The organism is Kitasatospora sp. NPDC048286, from assembly GCF_043201735.1.
Taxonomy (GTDB): Bacteria; Actinomycetota; Actinomycetes; order Streptomycetales; family Streptomycetaceae; genus Kitasatospora.
In genome coordinates this window covers 540,914-554,244 of record NZ_JBICZE010000004.1, presented here as the reverse complement: position 1 = coordinate 554,244, position 13,331 = coordinate 540,914, and the positions used below count along the sequence as shown (strand labels likewise).

Here is a 13,331-nt window from a genome sequence, read left to right as displayed (position 1 = left end):
AGGTGACGAAGCACATGACCACGTCTTCGAACGAAGAGAAGTACCTCGACTACCTGAAGCGCGTCACGGCGGACCTGCGGCAGGCCCGCAGGCAGCTGCGCGAGGTCGAGGAGCGGGACCTCGAGCCGCTCGCCGTCGTCGCCATGAGCTGCCGCTACCCCGGCGGCGTGCGCAGCCCCGAGGACCTGTGGAACCTGGTCGCGACCGGGACGGACGCGATCGCCGGCATGCCCACCGACCGCGGCTGGGACTTCGACACGCTCTACGACCCGGACCCGGAGAAGGCCGGCAAGAGCGTCAGCCGCGACGGCGGGTTCCTGTACGACGCCAGCGAGTTCGACGCCGGCTTCTTCGGCATCTCGCCGCGCGAGGCGACCGCGATGGACCCGCAGCAGCGGATCCTGCTGGAGACCGCCTGGGAGACCTTCGAGCGCGCCGGCATCGACCCGTCCTCGGTGAAGGGCAGCCAGGCCGGTGTCTTCATCGGCGCGGCCTCCTCCAACTACGGCACCACCATGCACGCCGGTCTGGCCGGCCTCGAGGGCCACCTGCTGACCGGCAACGCCTCCAGCGTGGTCTCCGGCCGCATCGCCTACAGCCTCGGTCTCGAGGGCCCGGCGGTCACCATCGACACCGCCTGCTCCTCCTCCCTGGTCGCCCTGCACCTCGCCGCCCACGCCCTGCGCCAGGGCGACTGCTCGATGGCCCTGGTCGGCGGCGTCACCGTCATGACCACCCCCGGTACCTTCATCGCCTTCAGCCGCCAGCAGGGCCTGTCCGCCGACGGCCGCTGCAAGGCCTTCGCCGCCGGCGCCGACGGCACCGGCTGGTCCGAGGGCGTCGGCATGCTGCTCGTCGAGCGGCTGTCGGACGCGCAGCGCCTCGGGCACCCGGTGCTCGCCGTCGTGCGCGGCTCCGCCGTCAACCAGGACGGTGCCAGCAACGGCCTGACCGCCCCCAACGGCCCCGCGCAGCAGCGGGTCATCCGCCAGGCCCTGGCCAGCGCCCGGCTGACCGCCGACCAGGTCGACCTGGTCGAGGCGCACGGCACGGGCACCCGGCTCGGCGACCCGATCGAGGCCCAGGCCCTGCTCGCCACCTACGGGCAGGAGCGCGGCGAGAACGGCGAGCCGCTCTGGCTCGGCTCGCTCAAGTCCAACCTGGGCCACTCCCAGGCCGCGGCCGGCGTCGGCGGCATCATCAAGCTGGTCATGGCCCTGCAGCACGGGCTCATGCCGCAGACCCTGCACGTGGACGAGCCCACCCCGCACGTCGACTGGACCGCGGGCGAGGTCAAGCTGCTGACCGAGGCCCGGGACTGGCCGGAGACCGGGCGCCCGCGCCGCGCGGCCATCTCCTCCTTCGGCATCAGCGGCACCAACGCCCACACCATCCTGGAGCAGGCCCCCGCCCCCGAGGCGGCCGAGGGAACGGAAGGCGCCCCCGGCGCCGGGCGGCCCGCGCGGGTGTCCGCACAGGTCCCCGTGCCGGTCTCGGGCCGCTCGGCGGAGGCCCTGCGGGCCCAGGCGCGGGCGCTGCTCGCCCACGTCGAGGGCCGGCCGGAACTGGACCTGACCGACCTGGGCTACTCCGCGGTGCGCGGCCGCGCCGTCCTGGAGCACCGGGCCGTGGTGCTGGCCGAGGACCGGACGGCGCTCACCGCCGCGCTGCGCGCGCTGGCCGAGGGCGACGCCTCGGCCGACGTGGTGCGCGGTGTCGCGGCCACGCGAGGCCGGACGGCGTTCCTGTTCACCGGGCAGGGCAGCCAGCGTCCTGGCATGGGCCGGGAGCTGTACGAGACCTTCCCGGTGTTCGCCGAGGCCTTCGACGCCGTCTGCGCGCGGGTCGAACTGCCACTGAAGGAAGCGGTGTTCGGCGAGGACGCGGACGTTCTCGCCCGTACGGAGTACACTCAGGTCGCGCTGTTCGCGATCGAGACCGCGCTGTTCCGGCTGGTGGAGAGCTGGGGGGTCCGTCCGGACTTCCTGGTGGGCCACTCGATCGGTGAGATCGCGGCCGCCCACGTGGCCGGTGTCCTCTCGCTGGACGACGCCGTCACCCTGGTCGCCGCTCGTGGCCGGCTGATGCAGGCGCTGCCCGAGGGCGGCGCGATGGTCGCGGTCAAGGCCACCGAGGCCGAGATCCTGCCGCTGCTCACGGCCAACGTCAGCATCGCCGCCGTCAACGGTCCTTCCTCCGTGGTGATTTCGGGCGACGAGTCCGAAGTGCTGGCGATCGCCGGGCAGTTCGAGAAGACCAAGCGTCTCAACGTCTCGCACGCCTTCCACTCCCCGCTGATGGACGGCATGGTGGACGACTTCCGGCGGATCGCGGAGGGCCTGACCTACGCGGCGCCGCAGATCGCGGTGGTCTCCAACGTCACCGGTGCCCTGGCCACCGCCGAGGAGCTGTGCTCGCCCGAGTACTGGGTGCGTCACGTCCGCGAGGCCGTCCGCTTCGCCGATGGCATGCGGGCCCTGGAGGCCCAGGGCGTCAGCGTCTTCGTCGAGCTGGGCCCCGACGGTGTGCTCTCGGCCATGGGCCAGGAGTGCGTCGAGCAGGGCGTGTTCACCCCGGTGCTGCGCGCCGGCCGCCCGGAGCAGCGGGCGCTGCTGACCGCGCTGGCCACCGCGCACGTGAACGGTGCCGCGGTGGACTGGTCGCCGGCCTTCGACGGCACCGGTGCGAGCCGCGTCGAGCTGCCCACCTACGCCTTCCAGCGGCAGCGCTACTGGCTCGACCTGCCGAACGACGCCGCCGAGGCGGCCTTCGAGCCGGTGGACGGCACGGACTCCGCGTTCTGGGCGGCCGTCGAGAGCGGTGACCTCGCCGCCGTGGCGATGACGCTGTCCGTGGACGGCGGCGACGAGCTGGTGCAGTCCTCCCTGAGCACCCTGCTGCCCGCGCTCTCCACCTGGCGCGAGCAGCGCAGGAACCGGACCACGGTGGACGGTTGGCAGTACCACGTCACCTGGCAGCCGGTCGACGGGGAGCAGGCGGCCGCCCCGGCGGGCACCTGGCTGCTCGCCGTTCCGGCCGGCCTGGACGAGGCCACCGCCACCGCCGTCGCCGAGACGCTCACCGCGAGCGGCGCCGAGGTGCGCCGCGTCGAGGTCGAGGCGGGCGCCGACCGGGCGGGCTTGGCGGAGCTGCTGGCCGGGATCGCCGCCGAGGGCACCGAGGTGTCCGGCGTGCTGTCCCTGCTCACGCTCGCCGAGCAGCCGGACGCCGGCCAGCCGGTGCTGACCGTCGGCTTCACCGCGACCATCGCGCTGGTGCAGGCGCTGGGTGACGCGGGTGTGGGGGCGCCGTTGTGGTTGGCGTCGCGGGGTGCGGTGTCGGTCGGTCGGGCCGACCGGGTGAGCAGTGCGGTGCAGGCGCAGGTCTGGGGTCTGGGCCGGGTGGTGGCGCTGGAGGCGCCGGAGCGTTGGGGTGGTCTGGTCGACCTGCCCGAGGTGCTGGATGCCCGGGCGCGGGGCCGGTTGGCCGCTGTGCTGGCGGGTGTGGACGGTGAGGACCAGGTCGCGGTGCGCGCCTCGGGCGTGTTCGTGCGTCGTCTGGTGCGGGCCGGTCGCTCGGGTGAGGTGGCGGGTTCGTGGTCGCCGCGTGGCACGGTGCTGGTCACGGGTGGTACGGGTGCGCTGGGTGCGCGGGTGGCGCGCTGGTTGGCGGACAACGGTGCCGGGCACCTGGTGCTGACCAGCCGTCGGGGTCTGGAGGCCCCGGGTGCGGCCGAACTGCGCGACGAGCTGGTCGCGTCGGGTGTCGAGGTGACCGTCGCCGCGTGTGACGTCGCCGACCGTACGGCCGTCGAAGCGCTGCTCGCCGAGCACGAGTTCACCGCCGTCGTCCACACCGCCGGTCTGACCGGTTCGGCCGTGCTCGCCGCCACCGACGCCGCCGAGGCCGCCGAGCTGATGGCCGCGAAGGTGGCCGGTGCCGCGCACCTGGACGAGCTGCTCGGGGACACCGAGCTGGACGCCTTCGTCCTCTTCTCCTCCATCGCGGGTGTCTGGGGCAGTGGCGGGCAGGCCGCCTACGCGGCCGCCAACGCCTACCTCGACGCGCTCGCCGAGCAGCGCCGTGGCCGCGGCCTGGCCGCCACCGCCGTCGCCTGGGGCCCCTGGGCCGACGGCGGCATGGTCGACGGCGAGGGCGAGCAGCAGCTGCGCCGCCGCGGCCTGCCGCCGCTCGCCCCCGAACTGGCGCTGGCCGCCCTCGGCCGCGCCCTCTCCGAGGGCGACGCCACGCTGACCGTCGCCGACGTCGACTGGGCGCGCTTCGCCCCGGCCTTCACCGCCGGCCGCAACCGCCCGCTGATCGCCGACCTTCCCGAGGTCCGGGCGCTGCTCGACGCCGAGCAGGCGCCCGCGCAGACCACCGACCAGGCCGGCCGGCTGCGCGAGCGGATCGCCCCGCTCGCCGCCGCCGAGCAGGTGCAGCTGCTGACCGGGCTCGTCCGGGGCCACGTCGCCACGGTGCTCGGCCACGCCGACTCCGCCGAGATCGAGTCCGGCCGCGCCTTCAAGGACCTCGGCTTCGACTCGCTGACCGCCGTCGAGCTGCGCAACCTGCTGACCGCCGGCACCGGCCTCTCCCTCCCGGCCACCCTGGTCTTCGACTACCCGACCCCCGAGGTCCTGGCCGCCCACCTGCGGACCCGCCTGCTCGGCGAGCAGTCCGCCGCCGTGCCCGCCACCACGACCGCGCGGACCGACGACGAGCCGATCGCCATCGTCGGCATGGCCTGCCGCTACCCCGGCGGCGTCAGCTCGCCCGAGGACCTGTGGCGGATCGTCGCCGACGGCGTCGACGGCATCGGCACCTTCCCCGAGGACCGCGGCTGGGACCTCGACGCCCTCTACCACCCGGACCCGGCACACCAGGGCACCTCCTACTCGCGCGAGGGCGGCTTCCTCCCCGGCGTCGGCCGCTTCGACGCGGGCTTCTTCGGCATCTCGCCGCGCGAGGCGCTGGCGATGGACCCGCAGCAGCGCCTGCTGCTGGAGACCTCCTGGGAGGCCTTCGAGCGGGCCGGCATCGACCCGGCCACCCTGAAGGGCAGCCAGGCCGGCGTGTTCGTCGGCTCCAACGGCCAGGACTACGGCGCCCTCCTGATGAGCACCGCCGAGGCGACCGAGGGCTACCTGGCCACCGGCAACGCCGCCGCCGTGGTCTCCGGTCGACTCGCCTACACCTTCGGTCTTGAGGGCCCGGCGGTCACCGTCGACACCGCCTGCTCCTCCTCGCTGGTCGCCCTCCACCTGGCCGTCCAGTCGCTGCGGGGCGGCGAGTGCACCATGGCCCTGGCCGGCGGTGTCACCGTCATGTCCACCCCCGCCGCCTTCGTGGAGTTCAGCCGCCAGCGCGGACTGGCCGTCGACGGGCGCTGCAAGTCCTTCGCGGGCGCCGCGGACGGCACCGGCTGGGGCGAGGGCGTCGGTGTGCTGCTGGTCGAGCGGCTGTCGGACGCTCAGCGCCTCGGGCACCCGGTGCTGGCGGTCGTCCGCGGTTCGGCGATCAACCAGGACGGTGCCAGCAACGGCCTCACCGCCCCGAACGGCCCCGCGCAGCAGCGGGTCATCCGCCAGGCGCTGGCCGGCGCCGGCCTGACGGCCGACCAGGTCGACGCCGTCGAGGCGCACGGCACCGGCACGGTGCTCGGCGACCCGATCGAGGCCCAGGCCCTGCTCGCCACCTACGGCCAGGAGCGCGGCGGCGACCGCCCGCTCTGGCTGGGCTCGCTGAAGTCCAACATCGGCCACACCCAGGCCGCATCCGGCGTCGGCGGCGTGATCAAGATGGTCATGGCGATCCGCGCCGGCGTGCTCCCGCAGACCCTGCACGTCGACGAGCCGTCCCCGCACATCGACTGGACCTCCGGCGCCGTCGAGCTGCTGACGGAGTCGCGGGACTGGCCCGAGACCGGCGAACCCCGCCGGGCCGGCGTCTCCTCCTTCGGCGTCTCCGGCACCAACGCCCACGTCCTCATCGAGCAGGCCCCGGCGGACACCGAGGCGCCGGCCCGCGAGGCCGTTCCGGCCCCGGCCGCCGACCTGCCGGTCGTCCTGTCGGGCCGCACCCCCGACGCCCTGCGCGCCCAGGCCCGCCGCCTGGCCGCCCACCTGCGCACCCGGTCGGACGTGCCGGCCGCCGACCTCGCGTACTCGCTCGCGACCTCCCGGGCCGCCTTCGAGCACCGGGCGGCCGTGGTCGTGGACGGCCCGGCCGAGCTGCTGGCCGCCGTCGAGGCACTGGCCGAGGGCGGCACGGCCGCCGGGCTGGTGACCGGTGCCGCCTCGGGCGGCAAGCTGGCGTTCCTGTTCACGGGACAGGGGAGCCAGCGTCCGGGCATGGGGCGTGAGCTGTACGACGCCTTCCCGGTGTTCGCGGACGCCTTCGACGCCATCTGCGCGCGGGTCGAACTGCCGCTGCGCGAGGCCGTGTTCGGTGAGGACGCCGACGTTCTCGCCCGTACCGAGTACACCCAGCCGGCGCTGTTCGCGATCGAGACCGCACTGTTCCGGCTGTACGAGAGCTGGGGGGTCCGTCCGGACTTCCTGGTGGGCCACTCGATCGGTGAGATCGCGGCCGCCCACGTCGCGGGCGTGCTGTCGCTGGACGACGCCGTCACCCTGGTCGCGGCGCGCGGCCGGCTGATGCAGGCGCTGCCCGAGGGCGGCGCGATGGTGGCCGTCAAGGCCGCCGAGGCGGACGTCCTGCCGCTGCTGACCGCCCAGGTGAGCATCGCCGCCGTCAACGGCCCGACCTCCGTGGTGATTTCCGGCGACGAGTCCGAAGTTCTGGCGATCGCCGGGCAGTTCGAGAAGACCAAGCGGCTGAGCGTCTCGCACGCCTTCCACTCGCCGCTGATGGACGGCATGTTGGAGGAGTTCCGGGCCGTCGCCGAGGGCCTGAACTACGCCGAGCCGGTCATCCCGGTGGTGTCCAACGTGACCGGTTCGGTCGCCACCGCCGAGGAGCTGTGCTCGCCCGAGTACTGGGTGCGGCACGTCCGCGAGGCCGTTCGCTTCGCCGACGGCATGCGGACCCTGGAGGCCCAGGGCGTCAGCACCTTCGTCGAGCTGGGCCCGGACGGTGTCCTCACCGCCATGGCCCAGGAGTGCCTGACCGGCGCCGCGGCCTTCGCCGCCGCCCTGCGCACCGGACGGGCCGAGGCGCAGACCGCGCTGACCGCCCTGGCCGCCGCCCACGTCCACGGCTCGGCCGTCGACTGGAGCGCCGTCTTCGCCGGCACCGGCGCCGTGCGCGTCGACCTGCCGACGTACGCCTTCCAGCAGGAGACCTACTGGCCCGACCTCAGCCTCGTGGCGCGTCCGGGCCTCGACGGGCCCGCCGGGGACGTCTTCGACAGCGCGGTCTTCTGGGAGGCCGTGGAACGCGAGGACCTCGGCGCGCTGGCCGAGGCCCTGGAGGTGGACGACGCCGAGCAGGGCGTCCGCTCCTCCCTCGGCACCGTGCTGCCCGCACTCTCCTCCTGGCGGCGTCGCCGCCGTGAGCGCCACACCGTCGACGGCTGGCGCTACCGCGTCCAGTGGAAGCCGGTGACCGAGCTCGGTTCCGCCGTTCCGTCCGGTGCGTGGCTGGTGGTGGCGGAGGACGTTTCGGCCGCGTCGGTGGTGGCGTGTGCGGGGGCGTTGTCGGGTCGTGGTGTGTCGGTGCGGCTGGTGGGTTCGGCCGGGCTGTCGCGCGGGGAGCTGGCGGCTGCGGTGACTGCGGCTGCCGGCGCCCCGGTGGCGGGTGTGCTGGGTGTGGTGTCGGACGCGGGTGTCGCGCTGACGCTGGTGCAGGCTCTCGGTGACGCCGGTGTCGGTGCGCCGTTGTGGTTGGCGACCGGCGGTGCGGTGTCGACGGGTCGTGCGGATGCGCTGCGTGACGTGGCGCAGGCGCAGGTGTGGGGTCTGGGCCGGGTCGTCGCGCTGGAGCACCCGGAGCGTTGGGGTGGTCTGGTCGACCTGCCGGAGGTGCTGGACGAGCGGGCGCAGGGCCGACTGCTGTCGGTGCTGGCCAGCCTGGGCGACGAGGACCAGCTCGCGGTGCGGGCGAGCGGTGTGTTCGTGCGTCGCCTGGTCCGGGTGCCGGGAGCTGCCGCCGCGTGGACGCCGCGTGGCACCGTTCTGGTGACGGGTGGTACGGGTGCGCTGGGTGCGCAGGTGGCCCGTTGGCTGGCGGGTGGCGGTGCGGAGCACGTGGTGCTCACCAGCCGCCGCGGCCTGGACGCCCCGGGCGCGGTGGAGCTGCGCGAGGAGCTGACCGCTCTCGGCGCCAGCATCACCATTGCCGTGTGTGATGTCGCCGACCGTGCGGCCGTCGAGGCGCTGCTCGCCGAGTACGCCTTCACCGCCGTCGTCCACGCCGCCGGTGTGGCGGACGGGGGCACGATCGCCGACACCGACCTGCCCGCCTTCACTGACGCGCTCCGCGCGAAGGTCGACGGTGCGGCGCACCTGGACGAGCTGCTCGGGGACACCGAGCTGGACGCCTTCGTCCTCTTCTCCTCCATCGCCGGTGTCTGGGGCAGTGGCGGTCAGGCCGCCTACGCGGCCGCCAACGCCCACCTGGACGCCCTCGCCGAGCAGCGCCGTGCCCGCGGCCTCGCCGCCACCGCCGTTGCCTGGGGCCCCTGGGCCGACGGCGGCATGGTCGAGGCCGAGGCGGAGGACCGCCTGCGCCGCCGCGGTCTGCCGGTGCTGCCGCCCGCGCAGGCGGTTGCCGCGCTGGCCGCCGCCGTCGCCGAGGACGAGCCCGCCGTGGTGGTGGCCGACGTCGACTGGGCGCTGTTCGTCCCCGGCTTCACCGTGGCCCGCCCGCGTCCGCTGATCGGCGACCTGCCCGAGGTGCAGCGCGCCCTGACCGGTGCCGCGCCGTCGGCCCAGCCGGACGGGGAGGGCAACGGCCTGGTCCAGCGCCTGCGGGCGCTCACCCCGGCCGAGCGTGAGCGCGCCCTGCTGGACCTGGTCCGGACCGAGGCCGCCTCGGTGCTCGGGCACCAGGGCGCCGGAGCCGTCGAGCCGGCCAAGGCCTTCCGCGAGCTGGGCTTCGACTCGCTGACCGCCGTCGAGCTGCGCAACAACCTGAACGCGGTCACCGGCCTGCGGCTGCCCGCCTCCCTGGTGTTCGACTACCCGAACGCCACCGTCGTCGCCGAGCACCTGCTGGCCGAACTCCTCGGCTCCCAGGAGCAGTCCGACGCCCCGACCGCCGTCTTCGCGGCCGACGAGCCGATCGCCATCGTCGCGATGAGCTGCCGCCTGCCCGGCGGCGTCCAGTCGCCCGAGGACCTGTGGCGACTGGTCGCCGAGGGCCGCGACGCCGTCGGCGGATTCCCGACCGACCGCGGCTGGGACCTCGACGCGCTCTACGACCCGGACCCGGCGAACCTCGGGACCTCCTACGCCCGTGACGGCGGATTCCTCGACGGCGCGGGCGAGTTCGACCCGTCGTTCTTCGGCATCAGCCCGCGCGAGGCGCTGGCGATGGACCCGCAGCAGCGTCTGCTGTTGGAGACCACCTGGGAGGCCTTCGAGCGCGCCGGCATCGACCCGGCGTCCGCGCGGGGCAGCCGGACCGGTGTGTTCATGGGCTCCAACAGCCAGGACTACGCCGCGCTGCTGCTCGCGCTCACCCAGGACGCGGACGGCTACCTCGCGACCGGCAACGCGGCCAGCGTGGTCTCCGGGCGCCTGGCCTACACCTTCGGTCTTGAGGGCCCGGCGGCGACCGTCGACACGGCGTGCTCCTCCTCGCTGGTCGCCCTGCACTTCGCCGTGCAGGCGCTGCGCAGCGGTGAGTGCTCGATGGCGCTGGCCGGTGGTGTGGTCGTGATGTCCACCCCGGGCACCTTCGTGGAGTTCAGCCGCCAGCGCGGCCTGGCGACGGACGGCCGCTGCAAGGCCTTCGCCGCCGCCGCCGACGGCACCGGCTGGGGCGAGGGCGCGGGCGTCCTGCTGCTGGAGCGTCTGTCGGACGCGCAGCGCGACGGGCACCCGGTGCTCGCGGTCGTGCGCGGTTCGGCGATCAACCAGGACGGCGCCAGCAACGGCCTCACCGCCCCCAACGGTCCGTCCCAGCAGCGGGTCATCCGCGCGGCGCTGGCCAGCGCCGGGCTGTCCGCCGACGAGGTCGACGCGGTCGAGGCGCACGGCACGGGCACCCGACTGGGCGACCCGATCGAGGCCCAGGCGCTGCTCGCCACCTACGGCCAGGAGCGTGCCGAAGAGCCGCTCTGGCTGGGCTCGTTGAAGTCCAACATCGGCCACACCCAGGCCGCCGCCGGCGTCGCCGGGATCATCAAGATGGTCATGGCGATGCGGGAGGGGCTGCTGCCGCAGACCCTGCACGTGGACGAGCCGACCCCCGAGGTCGACTGGGCCTCCGGCGCGGTCGAGCTGCTGACCGAGGCCCGGTCGTGGCCCGAGACCGGCGCGCCGCGCCGTGCGGGTGTGTCGTCCTTCGGCATGAGCGGCACCAACGCGCACGTCATCATCGAGCAGGCCCCGGCGGCGGTCGAGGCGCCGCAGGCCGAGGCCCCGGCCGACGAGACCGGTCCGGTGGCGCCGTGGGTGCTGTCGGCGGGCAGCCCGGAGGCGCTTCGGGCGCAGGCCGGCCGACTGCTGTCGGCGCTGGAGGAGGCCGGCGACCTGTCGCCCGCCGAGGTCGGCTTCTCGCTGGCCACCACGCGTGCCGCGCTGGAGCACCGGGCGGCAGTGGTCGCGGAGGACCTCGCCTCGCTCCGGGGCGGTTTGGCGGCGCTGGCCGAGGGCGGTACGGCCGCCGGGCTGGTCACGGGCACGGCGGGTGCCGGGCGGACGGCGTTCCTGTTCACGGGGCAGGGGGGCCAGCGTCCGGGCATGGGCCGGGAGCTGTACGACACCTACCCGGTGTTCGCGGACGCCTTTGACGCGGTGTGTGCGCGCGTTGAACTGCCGCTGCGGGAGGCCGTGTTCGGCGAGAACGCGGACGTCCTGGCCCGTACGGAGTTCACGCAGCTGGCGCTGTTCGCGGTGGAGACCGCGCTGTTCCGTCTGTTCGAGAGCTGGGGGGTGCGCCCGGACTTCCTGGTGGGCCACTCGATCGGTGAGCTGGCGGCCGCGCATGTCGCTGGCGTGCTGTCGCTGGACGACGCGGTGGCGCTGGTCGCCGCTCGCGGCCGGCTGATGCAGGCGCTGCCCGAGGGCGGCGCGATGGTGGCGGTCAGGGCGGCCGAGGCCGACGTCCTGCCGCTGCTGACCGAGAACGTGAGCATCGCGGCGATCAACGGCCCGACCTCCGTGGTGATTTCGGGCGACGAGGATGAAGTCCGGGCTATCGCTGGCCAGTTCGAGAAGTCGAAGCAGCTCCAGGTCTCGCATGCCTTCCACTCGCCCTTGATGGACGGCATGCTGGATGATTTCCGCCGTGTGGCGGAGGGCCTGTCCTACTCGGCGCCGCAGATCGCGGTGGTGTCCAACGTGACCGGTGCGGTCGCGACGGCGGAGGAGCTGTGCTCGCCCGAGTACTGGGTGCGTCACGTCCGTCAGGCGGTTCGCTTCGCCGACGGCATGCGCACCCTCGAGGCCGAGGGTGTCACCACCTTTGTCGAGCTCGGCCCGGACGGTGTGCTGTCGGCCATGGGCCAGGAGTGCGTCGAGCAGGGTGTGTTCACTCCGGCCCTGCGTGCCGAGCGGCCCGAGGCGCAGACCGCGCTGGCGGCGCTTGCGACCGTTCACGTCCACGGTGTCGTCGTGGACTGGAAGGGTGTGTTCGCCGGTGCGGGTGCGCGCCGGGTCGAGCTGCCGACGTATGCCTTCCAGCGGCAGCGTTACTGGCCGCAGGTCACCGCACGTGAGGTCGTGTCGGAGGGTGTGGTTGCGTTGAGCGCGGCCGAGGCCCGGTTCTGGGACGCGGTCGACGCGGGGGACCTGGATACCTTCCTGTCGACGCTCGATGTGCGTCGGGAGGACAGCGCGGATGCGCTGCTGCCCGCGCTGTCGTCCTGGCGTCGCAAGCGGCAGGAGGAGTCGGCGGCCGAGGGCTGGCGCTACCGCGTGACGTGGAAGCCGGTCGCGGGTGTCGGGGGAGCCATCCTGGGCGGCACCTGGCTGGTACTGGTTCCCGCCGGCGCCGAGTCGGCGGGCGTGGTCGCCGCGCTGTCCGGTCACGGGGCCGCTGTCCTGCCGGTGGAGATCGGCGCGGGCGTGCCGGACCGGGAGGAGCTGTCCGCCCGGATCGGCCTGGCCGTCACCGAGGTCGAGGACCTGGCCGGTGCCGTCGTCGTGGCGGACACCGTCCAGTCGACGCTGGTCACGGTCCAGGCGCTCGCCGACGCGGGCGTCGAGGCCCCGCTCTGGCTGCTGACCAACGGTGCGGTGTCGACGGGTCGTGCGGATGCGCTGCGTGAGGCGTCCCAGGCGCAGGTCTGGGGTCTGGGCCGAGTGGTCGGCCTGGAGTACCCGCAGGGCTGGGGTGGTCTGGTCGACCTGCCCGAGGTGCTGGACGAGCGGGCCCAGGGCCGCCTGGCCGCCGTGCTGGCCGGCCTCGGCGACGAGGACCAGCTCGCGGTGCGGGCGAGCGGTGTGTTCGTGCGCCGGCTGGTCCGGGTGCCGGGTGCTGCCTCCGCGTGGGCGCCGCGTGGCACTGTTCTGGTGACGGGTGGTACGGGTGCGCTGGGTGCGCATGTGGCCCGTTGGCTGGCGGGTGGTGGTGCTGAGCACGTGGTGCTCACCAGCCGCCGGGGCCTGGACGCCCCGGGCGCGGTGGAGCTGCGGGAGGAGCTGCGGAGCCTTGGCGCCGAGGTGACGATCGCCGCGTGTGATGTCGCCGACCGTGCGGCCGTCGAGGCGCTGCTCGGCGAGCACGCCTTCACCGCCGTCGTCCACGCCGCCGGTGTGGACCGTCCGACGCCGCTGGGCACGACCACGGTGGAGGAGTTCGCCGAGGTCCTGGCCGCGAAGGTGGACGGTGCGGCGCACCTGGACGAGCTGCTCGGGGACACCGAGCTGGACGCCTTCGTCCTCTTCTCCTCGATCTCCGGCATCTGGGGCAGCGGCGGCCAGTCCGCCTACGCTGCCGCCAACGCCTACCTGGACGCGCTCGCCGAGCAGCGCCGGTCGCGTGGCCTGGCTGCCACGGCGGTGTCCTGGGGTCCGTGGGCCGAGGGCGGTATGGCCGCCCAGGGCGACAACGAGAACCAGCTGCGTCGGCGTGGTCTGCTGCCGATGGCTCCGGCTCCGGCGGTCGCGGCGCTTGCGCAGGCCGTGGAGGGCAGCGACGCGACGGTGACCGTCGCGGATGTGGACTGGGCGCGGTTCGCCCCGGCCTTCACCGCCGGC

The 13,331-nt window shown here is 74.5% G+C and carries 1 protein-coding gene (cut by a window edge); it reads left to right on the top strand.

All coding sequences use genetic code 11. The features are described 5' to 3' along the window. The first annotated feature begins 14 nt into the window (after positions 1–14). Positions 15–13,331, top strand: the beginning of a protein-coding gene (locus tag ACGF13_RS12610; RefSeq protein ID WP_392872707.1) for a type I polyketide synthase. The gene runs 20,559 nt beyond the window's last position; 13,317 of the gene's 33,876 nt are visible here — the first part of the coding sequence; its start codon is at positions 15–17; its stop codon lies beyond the right edge, outside the window.